The sequence below is a fragment of the Porphyromonas uenonis 60-3 genome (assembly GCF_000174775.1).
Classification (GTDB): domain Bacteria; phylum Bacteroidota; class Bacteroidia; order Bacteroidales; family Porphyromonadaceae; genus Porphyromonas; species Porphyromonas uenonis_A.
This window is the reverse complement of sequence record NZ_ACLR01000232.1, coordinates 1-21,536: the sequence shown is the minus strand read 5'-3', so window position 1 is coordinate 21,536 and position 21,536 is coordinate 1. Positions and strand designations below refer to the sequence as shown.

Below are 21,536 nucleotides of genomic sequence, written 5' to 3'. Positions count from 1 at the left end.
ATGATGAAAAGAATTATTTTAGCAAGTTTGGTGGTTTGGGCTTTTGCCGCTACTGCAATGGCTCAGACGGGCAGAGAGATTGCCCAAAAAGTAAAAGATCGTCCCGATGGCGATACCCGTCAATCGGAATTGGTCATGAAACTGGTCAATAAGCGTGGGGCGGTACGCGAGCGGAAGCTTATCTCTTACTCCATAGACGTGGGAGCGGGGAAAAAAGACCGTAAGAGTATCATGTTCTTCCTATATCCCGGAGATGTAAAAGGGACGGGCTTTCTCACTTGGGATTACGACAATCCTAATAAAGACGATGACAGATGGCTCTACTTGCCCGCGATGAAGAAAACCCGCCGCATCAGTGGCTCTTCTGCCAAGCAGGATTACTTTATGGGCAGTGACTTCACCTATGATGATATGGGCAGTCGCAATGTAGACGAAGACTCCCACCAGTTGCTGGGCGAAGAGACTATTGGCGGACACAAGTGCTGGAAGCTGGAATACACGCCTAAAGACAAACGAGAGATCTACTCTAGAAAGGTGGCGTGGATTCGTCAAGACTGCCTTATCGCCGTTAAGGTGGAGTACTACGACAAGATGGGGAAGCTACACCGTCGCCTTGAATTGTCGGACATTGTGAAGGTTTCTGGTTTTTGGATTGCAAAAAAACTGCATATGACCAATGTTCAGACTAATCATCAGACGATTCTTGAGTTTAAGGATCCTAAGTTCAATACCCCTATGAACGAGGCTCAATTCAGTGTAAGCACCTTGGAAAAAGGCCGATTCTAATGACAGATACAACTAGTCATTCAGCAAAATTCTTGTTGCTGTTTATTCTCTTCTTGCCCCTGCATATCGCATGGGGTCAAGAAGAGGTGGCTTCATCGTGGCAAGTCAAAGGATTTGTGGATACCTATCATGCCGTCCGATCCGAAAAACCGAACAACTTTATGTCTTCGCGCACGAGAATAAGGGGAGAGATAGGTAAAAGTTTTGAAGGCTCTTCGCTTTTTGTCTCATTCAACGCAACTTACAATGCATTATTAAAAGAGCGTACAGGTTTTGAACTGCGGGAAGCGTATCTTGACCATAGAGATGACCATTGGGGCTTTCGCCTCGGGCGACAATTGGTCATTTGGGGGGCGGCAGACGGTGTGCGTATTACCGACTTGGTCTCTCCTATGGATATGACAGAGTTCTTGGCACAAGACTATGATGACATTCGGATGCCAGTCAATGCCCTACGCCTTTTCGTTTTTAACGATAAAATGAAATTGGAACTGCTTGCCGTGCCAACCTTTGAAGGGTATAAACTACCTACCGACGCAATAAATCCATGGTGCATTTTACCCAAAGATAGCCCACTGCCTATTGCCTGGGAAGAAAATGGGAGCCACCCCAGTCTTCATTTTGCCAATATCGAGTATGGCGGAAAGCTATCTTTTACCTTGCCTGGAGTGGACTTTTCGCTCTCCGCATTGCATACGTGGAACAAGATGCCCGTGTTTACGTATCGCCCTACAGATACCCACATTGTCGTTTCTCCGCAATACTACCGAATGGGATTTTTCGGAGGAGACATATCCAAACCTCTAGGGCAACTGGTATTACGAGGAGAAGCAGCCTTCAATGTGGGGAAGCATTTCAGCTATAGACCTGATGCGTCTGATCAAGAACAAAAGGGATTCAACACTGTGAATTATCTCGTGGGTATCGATTGGTATGCCCCAAAAGATTGGGTGGTGATGGCACAGTTTTCCTCTGAAAGCATCCTAAAGTACGAAGACCAGATTGCACAGCCGCATCACAATTCACTCCTTACGCTCAATGTGTCGAAAAAGCTGTTGGATAACACTCTACAACTCTCCAACTTCACCTATTTCGACCTCAATCATAAAGGTTGGTTTAGTCGGTTTACTGCCGCCTACTCTCTGAATGACTTCATTCAGCTCTCTCTCGGGTATGATTGGTTTGGAGGCGATGAAGGCGTGTTCAGCGCGTATAAAAACAACTCAGAAGTATGGGCGAAGGCAAAATATAGCTTTTAATCGAATGTGATGAGCAAAGCAAACGATACCAGCTGAATAGCACAACAATAGAAACGCAACCCCACTCAGGGTATGTTCGTTGGGGCTGCAGACAAATTCGATGAACGCATCGATCAGAAAATCTTCCACGCTGAGATCGTTGTGGATGTTGCCAAGGTCTCTGCTGAAACGAAAGCTTACCAGCCTATCCCCATCATAGCGGACTTCACAAACGAAAATGGCTTCGACAGTCTGCGTGAGACTATTGAAGCCAATTATCGCCAAGTCAAGCAAGAGGTGCTATCCCTCGTAGACTCTGAGACTGCTCGTATCAAAGCTGACCCAACTCTCTCTCTCCTTCTGAAGGAGTCGTAGGTTGTTTATCCTCCCAGCTATCAGTGAGTTTAATCGTTTGACTTTTTGGTGCTATAGAGTCTTCTAGTTTATCTATCTGAATAATTACAGGAAGGTCAGCAATAATCCCAGATAAAACACATGCTCCAGGAGGTAAAATAGGCAAAGTTTCAATGGATAATTTATCCAGGTATGAAATCGCTTTCTCAATCATTTCCAAGTCTCTATTATTGATAAGTCTATGTACGAAATAGTTGTGTAATTGAGAAATTATGGTAGAAGAAATATCTGAAGGACGTTGACTGGCTATCGTTAGAAAAACACCGAACTTACGTCCTTCTTTGATAATCTCTTCGAATGTCTCTAATCTAAAATCCTTCCAGGATTCACTCTCTCTATTGGAGTCATAAGACAAAATATTATGAGCTTCATCTATTACGATATTAAGTGATTTTGTAACTGTTTCCTGTTTGTGACTTTTATGTTCTTGATAACACCAATGTGAGATTAATAGAGGAATTAGTTTTTTTGTTGATGTATTGACTTTGTCAAGGTTGATGACGACTAAAGGCTTTCCGTCCTCCCACAAGTCACTATGTTCATTATTTGCAGGAATTGAAATAACCTTTGAAAAGTCCTTGCTAAGGCTGTTGAGTTTGCTTATAGCAGGAGCAATATGTTCGTTTTTTGCTCTATTGGATAATACATCGTTTATAAGTTGAATGTACGAAAACTTTGTGATGCGAGTTATAAATTCCTGATTAAAATCAAAATCATTAACTGCTTGGAAAATCTTTGTCTGCTCAATATATGAATAGTTATTTGGATCGTTAAAATACTTCATTCCAGTATTGTGCTTATAATAAAAACAATTATGCCTGCTTTGCCGCCCAATATCATCAAGCAAATTCTCATCGTTGTCGCTTGAGTTTGATAGTAATTTCACAAAGTATGCAATAAGCAAATCTCCCATGACCAAATCAGCCATTGTAAGTGTTTGGATAAGTTGATTCCTAATGATACCTCTTGTATAGCCAATGGGGTCATCTTTTATTTGAACCTTTTCGTATAGTCTCAATGCTCTTCTAATAAAAGGTTGTTGTGTTTTTTCTGTTGCACTGGCTAAGATGAAGAAAATTTCAGGTGTAAGAATAACTTCTGGATTTAATCTAATCTTATCTCCACCATTATTAGTCATTGTAGATAGATTGTACACTTTCTTTTGACTAGTGATGCTTGTTTGTCTTGAATACTCTCCATTAAAATCAAAAAGTAGGAAGCGGGCATTTTCTTGAAAGTTAGAGTGTTCTCCAAAACGATCAAACAGAAGCTTGTAAAGAGAAGCAAGAGTGTAGCTTTTGCCACTCCCTGTATTACCAAAGATGCCAATATGGCTAGCAAATAATTTATTTACTGACACTTCTATTGGGATGCTATCGTCAGAAGCGAGATGTCCTAGCTTGATAGATACCTCATCCTCTGAAGAAAAATTGTGAATGTGTTGATATTCGCTTTTTTCTAAAATCAAACACTCGTTGCCTATCAAGGGAAGTTCTTTTACTCCTTTATTGTACTTGCTTTCTTTGTAATAGCCAATAAGTTTAACAGACAAGAATCGATCTATCTTTTCACTGGGATTTCCATAATCATCCTTGACAATAATCTCTTTAATGTATTCTCGCTCAATCTTTCCTATAAGACGGTTAAATCCTTTAAGGATCTTTACATAACTTCCCACTGAGACATTGTTGAGTAGTTCGCCTTGAAAAAGCAAATGGGATAAGTTTTTGTCTTTGTCAACTCGAACTGTAACTTCTCTCCCATCAACAGATGATACAACACCTACTCGAAAAATAGAATGTTTTAGCAAATAGTTTTGACTAACAATTGATCTCGATTTCATTTTAGAAGAGCCCTCTTTTGATCGGTTCAAATACATACTGATTAATTGATTTCAGATCAAAACGCTCCAGCTTGTTGAAATCATCAGGAGATTGAAAGCTCTCTATAAATTGCTTGTCTTGAGACTTTTTGTAATCTTCTGGAGAAAGAATAAGTATATTATTATTGTTTGTACAACCAGCTTTGTTTAAACTTGTTGCAATGTCCTTTTTTGAGTTTTCGCTATAGGCAAAGATTACAATTTGGAGTGTTGGATTCGCTACGGCCGCTCTTATTGTGATCTGTGCAATATGCTCATCTGCAAAAGAAAAACCAGCCACAAATAGACTAGTAGATGCTTTTTCTAAAGCATTTGAATACAAGCGCAATAATTCATAAAAGTGAAGGTCTAACACGGTTTCTTGAAACTTGTTTTTTTCTTGGATTTACCATTACAAGTTTACTATAAACCTCCCTAAATGCTTGCATTTTATCAGTCACTTCAAATTTGCCTTTTTCAATACATTGTTTAGCTTTATCTTCAATAAGCTTAAAGGAAAGAGCTTCTTGTGATTCTTCATCCTTGCCTTCATTCTCTTTTTCCAGTTCTTCTTCGGCAAGCTCTACACAACGATAGTCTTTAGGGTAATTCTCTATCGCTTGAACAATCGTGTTTAAGCAGTTTAGCTGGGAGTCGTAAGTAATCTCATTGTCTTCTGTTGTCATCCAATTAATAGATCCATGAATTTTGAGGTAGTTGAACACAGGAATTTGAGACTGATTCTGATATAGAGGACTTACCTTTGCCATTATTGTGCTAAAAGACTCTTCTCGAAGTACTGGAGTCAATAATCCCTTGAAGCCATTGTTAAATTCAATTCTTAATCGTTCGGCAGCTTCTTCAACAAAGGGGTCAATGTTAGTTGTGAAGATATTTACCTGTTTATTTAGCAAGTTACTACTTCGTCTAGACATTACATAGTTCCAAATGCTTAAGAAATTCTCATAAGCATTCTCTACTATCGTCAAGCTATCTTTGTTAGTGCGATATTGTGGCAAACAAGGCTTCATTACATCTTTTACATACTTGATAAAAAGAATGTCTTGTATAAGATAACGAAGTGTCTCGTCGGCTATTTTATTAGATTCAGTCAACCAGATCTCTATATTTGTCAAGGTGGTTAAGTAAGGGCATGATAATCCCGAACCAAATAAGAAGTTTATGTGTGTTGATTGGATTAGGTTTTTAAGTTTGTCGATATGCATAGTAACTTGCTAGTTATTAGATTGTTTTCATTTGTAGTTTCTAATACAGTGTATCTTAAGGGATTAGAATTCGTTTGTTTTTTTCTTGACAGACTCAAACTGTTTGAAGAGCCTTTTCCCTATTACATCTTGGCTAAAAGTGCGTTCATGTGTAATAGGTGCAGTAGAGATGCGGACTTTTGATATTCCCTTGTTCAAGAGCTTAATTTGATCATCTGTTATTGAGAACTGTGCCTTTGCTTGTAGCTCAGAAATTGGCACCACAACGCTACCTATGACCATACCTGAGGTCTCACTTGAGGTTGCAAGTGAAACTCCATACAAAGTAAAGATCTCACCATCAAATGTTTTGAGTTTGATTGTGGGTGTCCCTGTAAAGATTAGTCTATCTGACATGACTTCCACAAATAGCAGTGGAGCGTTATCTTGGTAAATTGCAGTATAACGAACTCTACAGCCTTCCGCAGCAAGAGGTCTATGTGAATAGACAATTTGAGAGCCACATGAAGTCAGTAGTAACGCCATCAAAATGGGCAATAGGACTCTTTTCATATCAGTAACTAATAAGGTGATTTTCACACATTATCATCATCCATTTCTAACCCAGCGACGAAGTCGTTGAAGTCGGATTGGTCTTGCTTGGTGAACTTCACCTCTAGGGTCTCCTTGAGGTTGAAGATGATAGTCCAGGCACCCATACTAGTGTCTTGGATATCGCTTCCTTGACCATCAGAATCAAAGATGACGTCACGGTCTACAAATGCTTTCACCTTTATCAGTCAAATCAGACAATATTCGCCCCACACTCTCAGGGTGATACCGTGGAAAGTCACTCCTAAAGAAGATGGTGTCATCTTCTGTAGATAAGATCTGCTGCCTAAGCGTCTTTTCATTCATATTCATGTTGGAAATTCTTTAAATATTTCCAACCACAAAGGTAGCTCAAATTATTGAGCAGATCAAACTTATGGCTCATCCGAGAATCTGCGTACATTCCACCCACTAATGCAATTTCTCAAGAATGATGTTGTGTACCTCATTGTATTTCTTGTTCTTGTCAAACTATGTTATCAATTCCTCCTTCAAGTCAGCTTGACGATTCACTGACTCATTTTTTCGTCCTGATTTCTGTTAATGCGTAAAACTAAGGTTTACCACTCCTCTCGTCTTTTTAGCATCTCATCGATTTCCTCACGAAGGAACAATAGGCGACCATTAGCTTTAAGGTAGGGGATCTTACCCGCCCATACCCAATTGTAGATGGTCTTTTGCTCAACCTTTAGCAATCTAGACACATCAATGATGTCAAGATACTCAGGCTTGAGAGGTGGCTTAACAACAGTTTCTATGGCTTGCTCTCGTAATACCAGTAAGTGGTCTAGTTTTTCTTCCACTCTCGCTAGCTTATCGAATAGGTGTTTTTGCCACTGGTCTTCTGTAAGATAGTCTAAGTATGACATAGTTTGCCTTTTATATAGTTACCCATACTATCTTGAGATAAGATATTTTGTTCTCTCATATAGGCAATATATTTTTTTGCCGTCCTATCCTTGACATCCATCTCCTCCATTACTGAGACCACCAAGTCACTATAAGCTATCGATTTTTGCTCTTTCAAGATTTCTTTAGCCACTGAAATCAAGTCCACTGTCTTTCGCTTTTCTTTTTCTGCTTTGGACTTTTCACCTCTATAAGTAAACATGTCAAGCTCTTTATCCCACCCAAAGAGCATCATTGGCACATCTAGAGGACTTCCGTCTCTCACCTTGAGTGCTTTAACCACAGAAAGCTCAGGATTATCATCAGTCTCAATCGAAAGGATACCAGCTGCTTTTCGTTGAAGTTCAGAGCCAATGTGTCCACGTAGCTTCACTCCGCTTGGCACGAAGTGAAGCACGCAGATGATACAAGTATTATAAATACCCGCAAGACGATACAATTCGTCTACTACAGCTATACTCTCACTCTCATCATTGGCAGAGCGGATTAAATCTGCAATCCCATCTATAACTACAAGTTGAATACCTCCGTATTTGTGATAAAGCATATCCATACTATCCCGAATAAGCTTTAGGCGTTCTTGGCGAGAAAGAGAAGCCAAGTAAAATGAGTGAAAGAATAGAGGGACTCGATTTAACCCTGCACGTTTGAGCGTCCTACCTAGATTCTTATGCAATTGAGCCTCAGATTGCTCCGTGTCATAGTGTAGAACAGCTAACTGCCTAGGATTGGCTGCAATCCGTAGCCCTAAGGTTGTCTCTGGGTCTAATGCTTCTTCGTTTATAACTCCTGAAAGAATAGCAGAGATGTAATTGCTCTTTCCTGTGCCTTCACCGCCAGTAATACAGAAAAGGTTATCTTGAGTTCCTAATGGAACACCGTTAACGGACACAATGGGATGGGAAGCTTCAGGTGGGTTATCATAGTCAATCTCACAGGATTTCATCATCATTAGCGTGTTTGCATATAGTTTGTTCAATTCCTTGGCTAATAGCTCCTTGAGATCTTTTGCTACTCGTCCCATTGAGAAAAAGTCTGATATATCTTTCTGCGCTTTTCCTCCGTCTAGTGGAAGTTCTAGCCTAAGGATAGACAGTTCTGAAAAGGTTTGTAACACCTTAAATGAAGCCCGAATACCCGTTTCATCTACATCATAAAGGATGACGATATGCCTAAATCGTCGACTCAAGAGTTCCATCAGAGACTTTGGTATATCGGCTGTTTCACTATTCAAGCAAATAGCATTGAAGCCATGAGCAGAAAGACTCATCACATCCTTTTCTCCACCTGTTATATAGACTACATCACCTTTACTAGATAGTTGTTCCAATCCAAAAACGTAATCTTCGACTTTCTCCCCACCATAGAGAAAGCGGATACTACTGTGAGGCCGATAAACCTTGATGAAGCCTTGCATTACATAGCCAAACATTGGTTCCTCATCATTAGAATATATTGAGTAGGGTTTCCCCTCCCGATTGATTGACTTAAAGCAAGTCAATGCTTTCACATGAAAACGATGAAGCACCTCTTCTGTAATCCCATAACGGAACCAAAATAGGAGTTCTCTTTGTCCAAAACTCTTTGGTGTGAACTCATATCGTTTAGGAGGTGCAACCGTGGCTTTAGACATCGTTTTGTCGTTGTAGCTTTTGGAGGGCATCTTTGATATCGAAGAATCTTGACCAACTCTAAGGTTTAGCCCCAAGTCTCTATTTATCATCTGTAGGATATTGCGAAAATCTCGCTTGGCATCAAGCCCAGCAACCATTGCTACAAACCAAAAGCAGTCTCCAGAATAAAGCTCGTTCCCAAAGTCCTTCATACGGTAACAGTCATTCTTGCTATCGAAGTAAATGTTACACGAAGCTCTTTTATCCTCATAAAAAGGATTGCGAAAATTCCGCTTAGGCACAAAGTCCATAGGCATATAGTAGGTGAATACATCCAAGCCTCTATTCGTGCGACCAAGTATTTCTTCTTTGATATTCATAGCTCCTCAAACAACATTTCAGGCTTATTTTCACCTAGATACCCCTTGATGATGCCATCTTTGTACGCATTTAGTCTTTGTATTGCCTCAATCCTTCTGAAGCCTTTGAATGTTGCTCGACCAGTCTTCACTGCGATGTAAAGGCCTTTGAAAGGATAGACCACATGATTAGCTGATACGTAACGAAAAGGAACTGCATTCGCCTCTCGCCAGCGAGCTAATGAAGCTCTTGAAACACCAAGGATTCTCATTACATCAGAAGAGTTAAGCTCTATTTTCTCTTCAAGGACTTCATAGTCACTTTTGAGTTCCGCAATAAAGCCCGATACCTTATCTATTGCAGATCTAAGAGACTGAATCTCTTGAAGTATTTCCAATTGCGTCTGATTGTAATCCATATGATTCGTCTTGTAATCCTGCTTTAAGACACTTAAGGTAGTCTTCAGCTTGAGAGATAAACTTGGAGAGATCAAGGTTGGACCCCATCATGTAGTTCACTACTTCTCTCACTAGAGCATTAAGAATGGATTGTCTTTCGCTTCCATAGATGCTGCCCAACACTTTGAAGAACTGTTCTTGAGTCAGTGTATAGTGTACATCGTTTTGCAGGCTCAAAGGTCCCGTTATGGGCTCTACAACATCTGCATCAATCATCAGAAAAATGACATCTTTCTTAGCTGCTTGAGCGATTTTGAGGAAGGTTCTTAATTGCTGACCGCTACTAAGAGTCATTGATTTTCTAAAGTTGGAGACATCCATCTCAGCTATGAAAGCTTGAGACTTGAGGTTATTCGAACTGCGAATGATATCCTCAAGAGACGGATTGACTATGTATAGCTTAGCTGTTTCTTTCATTAGGCTACTTTTTATGGTTTACCACAGCAACTTGCTGCGCTGCAAAGTTCCCAATGTTTAGACGTTTAGACGAATATCATATTACTATTGTTGGGTAAAGTATTACCATTATAGGCATCTGTTCGTGGGAGGAGGTAAGGTACTGCAAGTGCACGGTGCAAGATCCCTCTATATATAGGGGACTTGCACCGTGCACTTGCAGTGTAGCCATACTACTCTCCGAAGGGTGATGAAACCAAGAATTTGGTGATTGTTCAGAAAAATGGTACTTTTGAACTCGGATAACACAAAGTATAAGTGTACTCTGTACGGACTCTCAAAAATATCCGTCTTGGCTACAATTTGGCTACAGGAATTTTAGAGAGTATATAAAGAGAGTGAGACATAGGAAGTTATGGGCGTAAGTTCATTTTCCCCCGCTTCCGCAACTAGTTGTTGCATAGAGGAGCTACAGATTATTCTGGGCGTAAGACTAGAGCAACGGAGCAGAATCAAGTAAGTGTCGTGACCCATACGGGTTGCGACACTTTTTTGCTTGTATGTGTATGTCAAAACGCTGAATCTCTTTTTCCCGCATCGCACTCGATGCGTCACGAAGTGGCGCAAAAGTCGTAGCTTTGCACATGCACTTCGGTAGGTGAGGACGCTCCTTGCCACGAGGAACTATGTATCACGATATAAGATAGCATAATGGACAAAAAACTAGAAGCGGCTGCGAGAGCCTATCATGCGCTCCCTCAGCCTGGTAAGATAGAGGTGCGACCCACTAAGTCGCACAATACACAGCAGGATCTGACGCTCGCCTACAGCCCTGGCGTGGCGGTGCCCTGCAAGGATATAGAGACCGATCCTGAGCTCGCCTACGACTACACGGCCAAGGGCAATCTCGTTGCGGTCATCTCCAACGGTACCGCTGTCCTAGGTTTGGGCAATATCGGTGCTATGGCGGGCAAGCCCGTCATGGAGGGCAAGGGGCTCCTCTTCAAGATTTATGCGGGCATTGACGTCTTTGACCTAGAGGTCGACGAGAAGGACCCCAAGAAGTTTGTCGAGATCGTACGCTCTTTGGCACCCACCTTCGGCGGTATTAACCTCGAGGACATCAAGGCGCCCGAGTGCTTTGAGATTGAGGAAGAGCTGAAGGCTACGCTTGACATACCCGTCATGCACGACGACCAGCACGGTACTGCCATCATCTCCGCAGCGGGTATGCTCAATGCCCTCAAGATAGCGGGCAAAAAGATCGAGAAGGTACAGATTGTAGTCAGTGGTGCTGGCGCATCGGCGCAGTCCTGTACCAAGCTCTACATCGCTCTGGGAGCTAGGCGGGAGAACATTGTGATGATTGACTCCAAAGGGGTCATTCGCACCGATCGCCCCAATCTAGATGAGCGCAAAGCCTTCTTTGCGACCAGTCGTGAGGGCATCTATACGCTGGCCGATGCGATCCAGGGGGCTGACCTTTTCCTCGGACTCTCACAGCCTGGCGTGCTGACTCCTGAGATGGTGCAAAAGATGGCTCCGAATCCAATCGTCTTCGCTCTTGCCAATCCAGAGCCTGAGATCAAGTATGAGGATGCAAAAGCGGCTCGCCCAGATGTGCTCATGGCTACGGGACGGTCGGACTATCCCAATCAGATCAATAATGTGATAGGCTTCCCCTATATATTCCGAGGAGCGCTCGATGTGCGTGCCACGGCAATCAATGAGGAGATGAAGATGGCCGCTACGATGGCTATCGCTGGTCTAGCGCAGGAGCCCGTCCCCGATGAAGTCTCTAGCGCCTATGGGCATATGCCACTCCACTTCGGTCCCGACTACTTTATCCCCAAGCCTGTAGATCCACGCCTTATCACGAGGGTCTCGATGGCTGTGGCTCAAGCCGCAATTCGCACCGGAGTAGCGCGCCGTGAGATTACCGACTGGGAGGCTTACGAGCAGTCGCTCATCATGCGTACGGGAGGTATGAGTCACTTGCTACGCCGTATCCACGAGGCGGCACAGATGTCTCCGAAGCGTATGGTCTACGCTGCAGGCGAGAATCCTCTCGTACTGCGTGCTGCTGCAGAGGTGTCTCATCTAGGGATTGCCCATCCTATCGTGCTAGGAGACCCAGAGGTGATCAAGCAGATTGCCAAGGAGCATGACATAGACCTCTCTACTATTGAGGTGATCAATCAGCATGACGAGCAGTGGAAGGCTAAGCGCGAGGAGTATGCCCAGCGCTACACAGAGCAAAACTGGCGCAAGGGTGGTGTCCTGAGCGAAGCTAAGGACAAGATGTTTGGCCCGAATTACTTCGGTATGATGATGGTCCAGTGCGGTGATGCCGATAGCTTGATCACAGGTATTTACTCAAACTATGCCTACCTCTCCAATGTGGCCCGCGATACGGTCGGTATAGCACCCGGGCATCAGCACTTTGCCACGATGCACCTTGTGATGATGAAGAGTGGTCCCCTCTTCCTGGCTGATACGCTGATCAATCAAAACCTCAAGGCTGAGACGCTGGTAGACATTGCGCTGCTGGCTGCCGAAAAGGTGCGCTGCTTTGGCATCAAACCCGTCATTGCGATGGTTAGCTTCTCAGATTTTGGTAGCACCGATGCCGAGTCCTCCGTGGAGGCTCGTAAGGCGGTCGAGATACTGCACAGAGAGCATCCGCACATCGTGGTGGACGGTGAGATGCAACTACAGACGGCGCTTAACTATCAGCGACGCGATGAGGAGTTTCCCAACAATCGTATCAAGGGAGAGCCCGCCAATGTGCTCATCTTCCCCCGTCTCTCAGCTGCGAATGCGTGCTACCAGCTCCTCAAGCACCTAGACATAGCGGAGGATGTGATCGGTCCTATTCAGATCGGACTGGCTAAGCCGATCTACTTCGCCGATCACGATGCAGATGTGAAGGACATCGTCAATATCACTGCGATGGCATCGCTAGACTCGAACTCCTGCTTCGTCTAGTCCGTCGCTCCATAGTACGACAAAGAGGGAGATCTACCAAGCTGGTGGGTCTTCCTCTTCAGTTTCATTGGGGGAGGGTACAAAAAAGAGGACACTTAACCGCATTTAATTAGCGATTAAGTCTCCTCGGCTAAACTATGTCAAGGGTCTATGAGTGAGGGCTGTACTAGTATTGTCGCTCACCAAAGATGGCGGTGCCGATGCGTACGATGGTGGAGCCCGCCTCTACGGCTAGGGGCCAGTCGTTGCTCATGCCCATGGAGAGCTCGTCCCACGAGATGTCGGGGTAGCGCTCTCGTAGCTCTGTCTGTAGGGCACGGAGCGTGTCAAACTCGTGGCGTACTTGCTCTTTGTCTGCCGTCAGTGTCGCCATGCCCATCAAGCCACAGATGGTGATGCGCTCCCGCCACTCGGGTGTCGCTAGGTAGTGATCTACGAGTGCTAGGAGCTCAGCGTGGTCTAGCCCGCTCTTGCTCTCTTCCTGAGCTATCTTGTACTGCAGGAGGATGCGTAGCTGGCGGTCGAAGCGGTTCGCCTGCTTGACGATCTCCTGGAGGAGCGACTCGGAGTCGACGCTCTCGATGAGGGATACGTAGGGGACGATATACTTGACCTTGTTGCGCTGGAGGGTGCCGATGAAGTGCCACTGAATGTCTTCGGGGAGCTGGGGAGCTTTTTCGGCAAGTTCCTGAGCTCGGTTTTCGCCAAAGAGTCGCTGACCAGCTTCGTAAGCCTCACGGACGGACTCGACGGGATGAAACTTGGAGACTGCGACCAGCTGCACCTGCGCTGGTATCTGACTCCGTATCTCTGCTAGACGCTCTGCGATCATGATGTGTGGGGGAAAAGAGGGTGTGTACAATACAAAAGAGAGACTGCTACCAGTCTGTCTGGGTAACAGTCTCTCGATAGGGATAGATTATTCGTTAGGCTTGGAGAAGTCTATCGGCCAAGCGTCCATGATGATGGTCTCGGTGATGGCAGCTATCTCGTAGGGAGAGAGAGTCGTGGACATCTCCTTCTCGAGGCGCTTGAGGGCGTTGGGCAGGCTATCGCTCTGCACTATCATAGCAGCAGCGGTGCGCTTCTCGACACCTCTCGTCTCGTCAAGCGAGATGAAGTTGACCTTGCAACGATAGAAGCGGTCGTCCTCGGGGTGATCAGAGAGGAAGAGCTCAGCGAGCTTGATCCGCTTGATCGTATTGATGATTAGCTCGCCTAGAGAGGTAAAGGAGGAGAGCTCCTCGGTGAGTCGCGCCTCAATCTCGGTATAGGTGTCGCCCTGTACGAGGTAGCCCTCGGAGGTACGCTTGGGCGTTCCGTTGTCGACCATCTTTTCGTAGGTCACTTTGCATTCAAACCAATTGGCCATATAGTTGCTATTCGTCTAAAAAGTGAATTGATGTGGGGCAAAGGTACGGATTTATTGAGATGCACGAAAGAGCCGATCAGTCAAAGGTTACTCCTGCATGAGGTCGCGCAGGAGCACCTTGAGACGTACGAGCGATGGCTTGACGAGGAGGTATGAGGAGGTGGCTCCGAGGGTGACTCCGATGAGCGGAGCCTTGCGACCGATCCAAGCTGTGATGCCACCCTTGGCGGATAGGATGAGGAGACGCTTTGATATCTCGGCTATGACTTTGTCAATGGGGGACTCTTTGCCTAGATAGCGCATCGGTGTGATGGAGACTTGCCCCTGGTATAGTGTGCAGGCACTGCGCAGGAGCTCATCGGCCTCACGTATGCCGAGCATGCTACCCATGAGGAAGGTAAAGCGTGCTCGCGTCTCTGTTGTCACGGCTCCGTAGGTGAAGAAGTCGTCCCAGCCGTAGAGGTAAGCGAGCTTTTGTATCAAGAGGAGGATGTTGACGCTGTACTGCGCTAGCTCCGTCGGTATGCCGACCCAGGTGCCCACGCAACCTGTGAGACTGCTACCTGCCGAGCCTATAGCTAGGAGTTCGGTGTGGCGACGTATCTCTTGGTTGGCTATGTGGTTGAGGACTTTGACCGAGAGGAAGCGGTGTGGAGGCTCCGTGGCGAGCTGCTCTAGCTCAGTGATAGAGAGAAATGGGTAGAGCACATCGGTGAGCCACTCGACACGGTTGACGCGAGCCATGTCTGAGCGTAAGAGGATGTTGAGGAAGCGATCCCAAGCTTTGGAAGATAAAGACATAAGTGTAATGCGATGAAGAGACTTAGAACTTAAAGCCGAAGGTGGCGACCCCGTAGATGCGCTGCTTCTGTAGCTGGATAGGTTGAGGCGTCGTGAGCTGCTCGCCATTATCCCCATAGTAACGTGTCGGGAAGGGGTACATAAGAGACTGCTGTCCCTGATAGACGACCGCTAGATCTACATAAGAGGAGGGAGAGAAGCGCCAGCCTAATCCGCCCGTGACACCGTAGCCCATGCCGACGATCTCGTAGTGTGGCACGGTACCAGCTTCATTGACAGGGATGGTAGCACTCTGCTGGTTAGGGTTGGAGTCGAAGCTCGCCTTCATAGGCGCTTGTCTCCAGTAGCCACCCGCACGGAGACTGAACTGAGGAGAGAACCTCACCTCGCCACCAAGACGTAGGGTGCTCTGCATCGGGGTGAAGTACTCCTTCATTAGCTTGTTGTCATTGACAAAGGGACCGTAAGTGTCCTTGAGCTGGATGCCTGAGTAGTTGGCCAGCTCATAGTCTAGGCTCAGCATACCTAGCCGTCCGACGAAGGCTCCACTGAGGACGATCTTTGTTGGGGTCTGTAGCTGGTACCGCCAAGCGGCATCGCTAGGAGTCTCATCCTTGACAGTCCACTCCTTCTCGGGTAGAGGCTTGCCCTTGTCATCTACAGCTCGTGAATAGCGAGACTCAGCCCCTGCTACGTAGTTGTCCTGAAGGGTGTACCATGTGGGTGTCTGGATGGCAGCGCCTAGGCGCAGATGATCTGAGACTCGAGCGATCAAGCCAAAGCTAATTGATGCGCCAGAGCCTGAGGTGCGGAGCTCGTTGGCAAGCTCTAGGTAATCCTTGTCTATGAAGTCCTCGCCGTAGTAGGAGTTCATCCGATAGTCTAGCGCACTGAGCTTGACGCCTAGACCGAAGTAAAGGCGGTCACTGTAGTTAAGCCCACAGGTGAAGTCAAAGTCCTGGATACCTCCACGCTCGTTGACCCGTAGCTGCGAATTGCTTGGTCCTAAGATTCCCCCCTTGTCACTATAGTTGAAAGCACTCTCGTAGAAGCCTTCTCTATTTCGATTTGTCCAGCCAGCTCTATGTCCTAGTATGGCAAGCCAAGGCGCAGGGAGGTTACCATAAGTGTTTTTGCCGAAGAAGTCACCAGAGGGAATGTCTTTAGGGGTGATAAAGGCTGCGTAGTCCGCCAGCGAGAACTTAGTAATCTCATGATTGCTGATATCAAAGGAGCGAGCGAAGCTCTGACGCTGGTAGAAGCCTAGGGCGAAGTTGATGGATAGACCAGACCCTCTGAGCGGTGTGGCTAGCACGACAGACATATTGCCCCCGAAGGCAGTGCGTCCCTTCTTGTACTGCTCCTTATACCAAGTGGCTTGGTCCATGTTCTGCCCGAAGGAGACGGTGCCCTGTATCTCGTTACTGCGAAAGAGCCCCAGCCCCGCGGGGTTTTGACGCAAGCTACCGTAGTCAGCACCTACAGCGCCGAAAGCTCCACCCATAGCTTGGTAGCGAGCCGTCCCGTCGAGTGTCTCGGTGCTAAAGCGTAGCGCATTGTCATGGGTCTGTGCAGATAGATAGCTCCCCGTGATGAGTAGGAGAGCTGAGCTTATGAGGGGAATGAAATAGTGTCGAAGCATAGTCTGTGTGTCTGGGTTTATAAACGAATGAGACTTGACCATTAGTCATATCCTATGGCGGTGGCTAATGATACAAGTCTCATACTAATAACTGTCTACTATCGGCGTCCTCTAGCACTGCCACTAGAAGAGCTACTAGAGCTGCTACTAGAGGAGGACGATCCAAAACTACTGCTAGAGGTTGATCTAGAGCTAGGAGTGTCGTAGCTACCACGGCGAGAGCGTGCAGAGCCTGTATCGTAGCTGCGAGATGAGCTAGAAGATGTAGAGCTACTCTGCCAACTGCTATTGCTAGGGCTGTCGTAGCTACCACGGCGAGAGCGTGCAGAGCCAGTGTCGTAGCTACGAGATGAGCTAGAAGATGTAGAGCTACTCTGCCAACTGCTATTGCGGGGGCTGTCGTAGCTACCACGGCGAGAGCGTGCGGAGCCTGTGTCGTAGCTACGAGATGGCGAGGAGAGTTGACGATCTTGTCTTACCGTGCTATTATCCTCAAAGTAAGAGCCACGGCGAGAGCGAGCAGAGCCTAGTGAGTACTGCTCGGAGGAGCTACGACGGGCAGAGCTTGACTGGTCATACGATCCACGAGCACTACGTCCCTGCGTATTGTCATAGATACGATTGCGATCATCCTTCCAAAAGTTGCCCCGGTCGGCGACCTCGGTGCGATTATTAGTAGAGGCGTCTAGCGAACCTCTACGAGCATTGCCCGAGAGTGTGCCTTGGTTGCCTCGTGAGGCGCGTGGGTTGCTACTATAGCCCTTGTCATAGTAGCTACTACCTAGGCGACCGTTGGAGTAGTAGGTCGAGGGCTTGACATAGTTTCCGTAGTATGGATCGTAGATACCGTAGGAGCCAGCATAGTATCCGTCCCAGTATCCATTGTTATAGCCAGCACCATAGCCGTAGCCTCCGTAGTGTGGATAGTATCCGTACCAATAACTACCGCCCCATGACCAGGGATTGGTATACCAAATGGAGGGGCCCCAGTAGCCGTAGCCACCCCAGCTGTAAGGGTAGGAGTAGCGGTTCGTGTACCATGGATACCAAGAGCTGTACCACATATAGTCATAGTAGTAGTCCCAAGAGGGGTACCAGCCAGGGCTCCATAGATTGATAGAGATGCCTACGGGGTTGTAGCGGTCAGCTACGTAGTCGTAGCGGTCTGGGTAGTTGTAGATACCGTAGGTGCCATCCTCGTTGTAGTATACATCTACATTGTCCGAGTCGTATATGTATACAGTGGCAGGATTGTGAAAGCGCATGATGCGACGGCTATACTTGCCTACACCTTTCTGCTGCTGCGAAGAGGAGTAGCTCCGTCCGCGCTCTCCTGTGTATTCCTTGCCACGATGGTTGTAGGCATCGAGCTCGTCTAGGTCATCATACTGATCCTTGTCGTCGCCCCACAGGTTGTTAGAGCGACTATCTTGCTGAGCAGCTTGGGAGGGAACGTAGTACACGTCGTCATCCCAATCCACCTGTGCAGCACTCCACATGAATGATGAGAGGGCGACGATCACGAGTAGAGATATAGATCTTGTTAGCCTCATCATGGTATTTGTTGGTTTAGGGTTTGTAATCTGTTTAAGCTGGGTGCTGAGGGGAAGCCTCTTGGCGAGCTACTTCCGCCTCAGTCACCTTTGCTTGCTTAGAGAGCTAAGGGTTAGTTTCGTTTAATCATTACTCTCTGTGTGAAGGTCTCTTGCGCAGTACGTATGAGCGCCACGTATGAGCCTTCGGGTAGATCAGTTAGGTCAATGGCACTGTGTAGTGCATCTCCACTCACAGTCCGTAGGCACTGACCAGATAAGTCAAATATCTGGAGTAAGCGCACCTCGTCCGCCTCGGCGAGGGTTGCCATATCTCGTATTATAGAAGGATAGAGATAAGGTTGCTGAGCACCCCTTAGGTCTTTATCTATAGCGAGTTTGGCAGGAGCATCGTACAGTACTTCGATACGATACTTGTCTCCCTCCTTACCAGTAGCGTCTTGGTAAGTGCGAGTGGACGGATTTGTCTCTCCGACCTTCTCATCATTGCGATAGATCACGTAGCCCTTGACCTCGGGGAAGGGGACGGGCAGTGGTCCACGTGTGAAGGTCTCACGGATGGTATCTCCGCTGAGCGTGGGGCTATCTGATATGACCAGCTCGATAGCCATGTAGCCTTTGTCTGTGAAGGGGGTAGATTGATACCCTATGAAGTTTGGTAACATCACATAGTATGCCTCCAAGCCTCCATCGATGCCCATGTACTTATCCTTTGAATTGGTGTCTACGAAGACAGCGTGAGGAGCTCCTGTCCGAACTCTAAATCCTACCTCAAGGTTCTCATTAGACTGTATCTTAAAGGGCTTCTTGAGAGGTATTGAGATCCACTTCTGATCTTCTTTTGTCGGGCTTACGAACTGACGAACCTCTTCAATTGTGTTGCTGACCTTCTGTCGTAGATAGAGTCGCTGTATCCCTTTGTTGACCGTCGGGATGACATTGATCTGATGTATGTAGAGAGGTTTGTCAAAGGGTGACCTCCCTAGACGAAACTTGTCAATAAGACATATCTCACTAATCCTCATCTGATATAGTTTACGAGCCCCAAGAGGGTCGACCTTAGTCAGGTTCATACGCTCTCGGTCAGCTATCTTAGAGACGATCTGAGCATTGAGTGGTGGAGTCCAGGTGAGTGATACCCCGCCAGTATTGCTGGGAGTGACCTTGGGATTGAGCTGCTTGACTAGCTTGCCCGTATAGATGGTACGATGTGCTACTGGCGTTGATACGGGCTTGCCATTGACATCATAGACAGCCTCGACAGCATAGCTGATAGAGCCAGGTGCTGTCAGGTCTGGGGTGAGCTGGTCTGTGTATTTGGTCTCTGTCTGCTTGTGGAGTGGAGTGCCGTTGCGATATATCTGATAGCTGATGGGGTAGCCCTGTGCGTGTGCTGGGACTGGATCCCACTCAAGCTCTACCTTGAGGTGATCCTGGAGGTCTAGCTTGCCACGTAGCTCTCGTATAGGGGCAAATGGCTTGTAGCCCTCACGCCATGTGCCAGCTACCTTGAGAGCTCCCGTATTTTTGGGGTCAAGGTACATATCCATGTGGTAGAGCTTGCCCTTGTCTTTATACTTATTGAAGTGTGAGCTAAGACGACCATAGTAGCCGTCTTGAGCACATGGCGTGACGGCTCCACCTGTGAGGGTCCCGATCTGCTCTTTATGCTCGTTGTAGAGTGGAGAGCCAGAGGAGCCACCTTCGGTATTCCCCGTGTGGACGTTAAGGCTATAGTGGTCCCCAACACCAGCTCCATCCCATGGAGTTATTGTCATACCCTTGTTGTATAGACAAAGCTTGGTCACATCACCCGCTGGATGATGGATGCCAGCACCGCTCTGCCAGGTCTGATCTGTAGCATTCCAGCCCGAGTAGTAGACGCGGTAGTCGAGGGGTATATCCTCTTTGAGCTCTAGGAGCATGCCGTCGGAGAACTTATAGGGCGAAGTGTAGGTGCGGATGAAGGCTCCTACGAGGGTCTTGGCGGGCTGAGCATAGTCACTATTGTTGCAGCGAGGCTTCTCATAGTGAAAGCCAAAGAGCCACTGATCCATCTTGCTCTGGTCTATGTCGAAGTCTCCCTTGAACTCTCCTGTCTTAGGATCGTTTTTGTCAGCATCTTCTCCCGAGCAGTGAGCAGCTGTCAGGATATAGGGCTTGAAGTCTCCCTCGATGTTGTTGATTAGGTTGCCTGAGCAGAGAGTTATCTTACCATTTGCAAAGACTGGTATATAGATGACCGAGCTACTCTTCTGTTCCTGCCACTCATCGCCTTCAGGGCAGTTGATGTTGAGCTGACAGTATTTGTTTCTAGCGGGGTCAGAGGCATCTTCCTGTCCCAGATTACGCTCTTCCTTTGCCTTTAGTATTGAGCGGTAGAGGTAGCCCACACCACTGATCTGGATAGAGGGCATAGCCGAGCCATGAGGAGCCTCATAGTCTAGGATGAGCTTATTACCACTCAGAGGCTCGGAGGCAAAGGCTCCATGTCGAGGGTGCGTCTCGTGGGTGTAGGCTCCGAGGAGTTGGTCGCCACCAGGCGTGTATATGTAGAGGCGCCCCCCTTGGGGGATGAAGAAGTCTGAGTAGTATAGATTGATGCCTACGGGTGTCTGCTCCATCTCTATCTCTAGCCGATAGATATCTGTCTCCACAGTAGAGCTAATCAGCTCAGCAGATGTGGCAAAGTCTATGGAGCAGGGTACGACCTTTCCAATGTTGTAAGGCTTGTACTGCAGCGTACCTCCCTGCCACATCTCTTTGCGGATGAGGTCCTGAGGGTTGAAGTCTGGGGCTAGTGAGATGCCCGCAGCTGCGGTACGTAGCGTGCCCTCTCCGAGTAGCTGTGGTCTGCCCCCGAAGGATTGCTGTGCGCTACCGTGGCTGGCTACCGCAAGGAGGCAGAGCGAAATGAGGATCCGTAGGATCAGTCGATTCGTTAGGTGATTCATTAGTCTTCCTTAGTATTGTATGGTTGTTTAAGTATTAAGCTTGTCTTCAGAAACGAGGTTGGTGAATCCTCCTCAAATGTAGTCACAATGCGCTCTCGTGGGCATGCTCTCTCCCGTGATGGATCGAGAACATTTACCTCTGTCACCACGGACGTGATAGTATGACTTGAGTCTATTATGTCCACATTCGGTCTGATTTCACACTCCAAGCAAAGGTATAAAATGTTTTGAAACGGAGCAATAGAGTCTTGATTCAAAACAGGGCTGACCAATCTCTCCTGAGGAAATCAGAAGTCTCTAGGGAGCAAACGAAAATTCTCCACGGAACCGGGAAATAAAAGTTCGGAAGAATGAAATGAAACTTCGGAAGAATC

19 protein-coding genes are annotated in these 21,536 nt (G+C 46.8%); 4 read left to right on the top strand and 15 right to left on the bottom strand.

Annotated elements, in window-relative coordinates:
• The 3 genes from PORUE0001_RS09395 to PORUE0001_RS09385 all read left to right on the top strand — a co-directional run bounded on the left by PORUE0001_RS09395 (nt 1) and on the right by PORUE0001_RS09385 (nt 2,399).
• Complete coding sequence (locus PORUE0001_RS09395; RefSeq protein WP_007366223.1) at nt 1–786, top strand: outer membrane lipoprotein-sorting protein; 786 nt, start codon at nt 1–3, stop codon at nt 784–786.
• Nucleotides 786–2,045 (top strand): DUF1302 family protein, encoded by a 1,260-nt coding sequence (locus PORUE0001_RS09390; protein ID WP_007366229.1) that lies wholly within the window; start codon nt 786–788, stop codon nt 2,043–2,045. Before PORUE0001_RS09395 ends, PORUE0001_RS09390 begins: the two co-directional genes overlap by 1 nt.
• A gap of 72 nt (nt 2,046–2,117) precedes the next feature.
• Complete coding sequence (locus PORUE0001_RS09385) at nt 2,118–2,399, top strand: hypothetical protein (RefSeq protein ID WP_007366219.1); 282 nt, start codon at nt 2,118–2,120, stop codon at nt 2,397–2,399.
• Here the strand turns inward: PORUE0001_RS09385 and PORUE0001_RS09380 are convergent.
• The 9 genes from PORUE0001_RS09380 to PORUE0001_RS09345 form a co-directional block, all read right to left on the bottom strand.
• Nucleotides 2,356–4,281: an ATP-binding protein gene (locus PORUE0001_RS09380; RefSeq protein WP_007366221.1), complete on the bottom strand. Its 1,926-nt coding sequence runs from the start codon at nt 4,279–4,281 to the stop codon at nt 2,356–2,358. The genes PORUE0001_RS09385 and PORUE0001_RS09380 overlap by 44 nt on opposite strands.
• A 1-nt stretch (nt 4,282) precedes the next feature.
• Nucleotides 4,283–4,675: a hypothetical protein gene (locus PORUE0001_RS09375; protein ID WP_157750210.1), complete on the bottom strand. Its 393-nt coding sequence runs from the start codon at nt 4,673–4,675 to the stop codon at nt 4,283–4,285.
• Nucleotides 4,653–5,525, bottom strand: coding sequence for a hypothetical protein (locus PORUE0001_RS09370; protein ID WP_007366195.1), 873 nt, complete (start codon nt 5,523–5,525; stop codon nt 4,653–4,655). Before PORUE0001_RS09370 ends, PORUE0001_RS09375 begins: the two co-directional genes overlap by 23 nt.
• A 63-nt stretch (nt 5,526–5,588) precedes the next feature.
• Nucleotides 5,589–6,104: a hypothetical protein gene (locus PORUE0001_RS09365; RefSeq protein ID WP_157750209.1), complete on the bottom strand. Its 516-nt coding sequence runs from the start codon at nt 6,102–6,104 to the stop codon at nt 5,589–5,591.
• A complete protein-coding gene (locus PORUE0001_RS10660) occupies nt 6,101–6,295 on the bottom strand; it encodes a hypothetical protein (RefSeq protein ID WP_007366192.1) in 195 nt (64 codons plus the stop codon). Before PORUE0001_RS10660 ends, PORUE0001_RS09365 begins: the two co-directional genes overlap by 4 nt.
• Before the next feature lie 381 nt (nt 6,296–6,676).
• Nucleotides 6,677–6,985 carry a helix-turn-helix domain-containing protein gene (locus PORUE0001_RS09360; RefSeq protein WP_039865884.1) on the bottom strand — a complete coding sequence of 103 codons (309 nt, stop codon included), beginning with the start codon at nt 6,983–6,985 and terminating at the stop codon, nt 6,677–6,679.
• The gene (locus PORUE0001_RS09355) at nt 6,973–9,018 is read right to left on the bottom strand and encodes a bifunctional DNA primase/helicase (protein WP_039865883.1); all 2,046 of its coding nucleotides are present in this window, start codon (nt 9,016–9,018) and stop codon (nt 6,973–6,975) included. The genes PORUE0001_RS09360 and PORUE0001_RS09355 overlap by 13 nt, the downstream gene beginning before the upstream one ends.
• On the bottom strand, nt 9,015–9,416 hold the full coding sequence (locus PORUE0001_RS09350) for a hypothetical protein (RefSeq protein ID WP_039865881.1): 402 nt from the start codon (nt 9,414–9,416) through the stop codon (nt 9,015–9,017). The genes PORUE0001_RS09355 and PORUE0001_RS09350 overlap by 4 nt, the downstream gene beginning before the upstream one ends.
• Nucleotides 9,364–9,873 carry a hypothetical protein gene (locus PORUE0001_RS09345; RefSeq protein WP_007366201.1) on the bottom strand — a complete coding sequence of 170 codons (510 nt, stop codon included), beginning with the start codon at nt 9,871–9,873 and terminating at the stop codon, nt 9,364–9,366. The genes PORUE0001_RS09350 and PORUE0001_RS09345 overlap by 53 nt, the downstream gene beginning before the upstream one ends.
• A gap of 690 nt (nt 9,874–10,563) precedes the next feature.
• Between PORUE0001_RS09345 and PORUE0001_RS09340 the strand changes: the two genes are divergently transcribed.
• The gene (locus PORUE0001_RS09340) at nt 10,564–12,840 is read left to right on the top strand and encodes an NADP-dependent malic enzyme (RefSeq protein ID WP_007366217.1); all 2,277 of its coding nucleotides are present in this window, start codon (nt 10,564–10,566) and stop codon (nt 12,838–12,840) included.
• A gap of 166 nt (nt 12,841–13,006) precedes the next feature.
• On the opposite strand, the gene PORUE0001_RS09335 is transcribed toward PORUE0001_RS09340, so the two are convergent.
• The 6 genes from PORUE0001_RS09335 to PORUE0001_RS09310 all read right to left on the bottom strand — a co-directional run bounded on the left by PORUE0001_RS09335 (nt 13,007) and on the right by PORUE0001_RS09310 (nt 21,162).
• Nucleotides 13,007–13,672 carry a YggS family pyridoxal phosphate-dependent enzyme gene (locus tag PORUE0001_RS09335; protein WP_007366199.1) on the bottom strand — a complete coding sequence of 222 codons (666 nt, stop codon included), beginning with the start codon at nt 13,670–13,672 and terminating at the stop codon, nt 13,007–13,009.
• A gap of 87 nt (nt 13,673–13,759) precedes the next feature.
• Nucleotides 13,760–14,212, bottom strand: coding sequence for a DUF4494 domain-containing protein (locus tag PORUE0001_RS09330; RefSeq protein WP_007366198.1), 453 nt, complete (start codon nt 14,210–14,212; stop codon nt 13,760–13,762).
• An 87-nt stretch (nt 14,213–14,299) separates the two neighbouring features.
• Nucleotides 14,300–15,013, bottom strand: a complete 714-nt coding sequence (locus tag PORUE0001_RS09325; RefSeq protein WP_007366193.1) for a hypothetical protein — start codon at nt 15,011–15,013, stop codon at nt 14,300–14,302.
• Between the two features lie 22 nt (nt 15,014–15,035).
• Nucleotides 15,036–16,655 (bottom strand): hypothetical protein, encoded by a 1,620-nt coding sequence (locus PORUE0001_RS09320; RefSeq protein ID WP_007366197.1) that lies wholly within the window; start codon nt 16,653–16,655, stop codon nt 15,036–15,038.
• A gap of 98 nt (nt 16,656–16,753) precedes the next feature.
• The gene (locus PORUE0001_RS09315) at nt 16,754–18,211 is read right to left on the bottom strand and encodes a hypothetical protein (RefSeq protein WP_007366218.1); all 1,458 of its coding nucleotides are present in this window, start codon (nt 18,209–18,211) and stop codon (nt 16,754–16,756) included.
• 110 nt (nt 18,212–18,321) lie between these two features.
• Nucleotides 18,322–21,162: a T9SS type A sorting domain-containing protein gene (locus tag PORUE0001_RS09310; RefSeq protein ID WP_007366204.1), complete on the bottom strand. Its 2,841-nt coding sequence runs from the start codon at nt 21,160–21,162 to the stop codon at nt 18,322–18,324.
• Between the last annotated feature and the right edge of the window lie 374 nt (nt 21,163–21,536).

Bases quoted from the DNA above. Each gene is read 5' to 3' on its own strand.
- PORUE0001_RS09395 (WP_007366223.1), top strand. From the start codon at position 1: ATGATGAAAAGAATTATTTTAGCAAGTTTGGTGGTTTGGGCTTTTGCC.
- PORUE0001_RS09390 (WP_007366229.1), top strand. From the start codon at position 786: ATGACAGATACAACTAGTCATTCAGCAAAATTCTTGTTGCTGTTTATT.
- PORUE0001_RS09385 (WP_007366219.1), top strand. From the start codon at position 2,118: ATGTTCGTTGGGGCTGCAGACAAATTCGATGAACGCATCGATCAGAAA.
- PORUE0001_RS09380 (WP_007366221.1), bottom strand. From the start codon at position 4,281: ATGAAATCGAGATCAATTGTTAGTCAAAACTATTTGCTAAAACATTCT.
- PORUE0001_RS09370 (WP_007366195.1), bottom strand. From the start codon at position 5,525: ATGCATATCGACAAACTTAAAAACCTAATCCAATCAACACACATAAAC.
- PORUE0001_RS09360 (WP_039865884.1), bottom strand. From the start codon at position 6,985: ATGTCATACTTAGACTATCTTACAGAAGACCAGTGGCAAAAACACCTA.
- PORUE0001_RS09355 (WP_039865883.1), bottom strand. From the start codon at position 9,018: ATGAATATCAAAGAAGAAATACTTGGTCGCACGAATAGAGGCTTGGAT.
- PORUE0001_RS09350 (WP_039865881.1), bottom strand. From the start codon at position 9,416: ATGGATTACAATCAGACGCAATTGGAAATACTTCAAGAGATTCAGTCT.
- PORUE0001_RS09345 (WP_007366201.1), bottom strand. From the start codon at position 9,873: ATGAAAGAAACAGCTAAGCTATACATAGTCAATCCGTCTCTTGAGGAT.
- PORUE0001_RS09340 (WP_007366217.1), top strand. From the start codon at position 10,564: ATGGACAAAAAACTAGAAGCGGCTGCGAGAGCCTATCATGCGCTCCCT.
- PORUE0001_RS09335 (WP_007366199.1), bottom strand. From the start codon at position 13,672: ATGATCGCAGAGCGTCTAGCAGAGATACGGAGTCAGATACCAGCGCAG.
- PORUE0001_RS09330 (WP_007366198.1), bottom strand. From the start codon at position 14,212: ATGGCCAATTGGTTTGAATGCAAAGTGACCTACGAAAAGATGGTCGAC.
- PORUE0001_RS09325 (WP_007366193.1), bottom strand. From the start codon at position 15,013: ATGTCTTTATCTTCCAAAGCTTGGGATCGCTTCCTCAACATCCTCTTA.
- PORUE0001_RS09320 (WP_007366197.1), bottom strand. From the start codon at position 16,655: ATGCTTCGACACTATTTCATTCCCCTCATAAGCTCAGCTCTCCTACTC.
- PORUE0001_RS09315 (WP_007366218.1), bottom strand. From the start codon at position 18,211: ATGATGAGGCTAACAAGATCTATATCTCTACTCGTGATCGTCGCCCTC.
- PORUE0001_RS09310 (WP_007366204.1), bottom strand. From the start codon at position 21,162: ATGAATCACCTAACGAATCGACTGATCCTACGGATCCTCATTTCGCTC.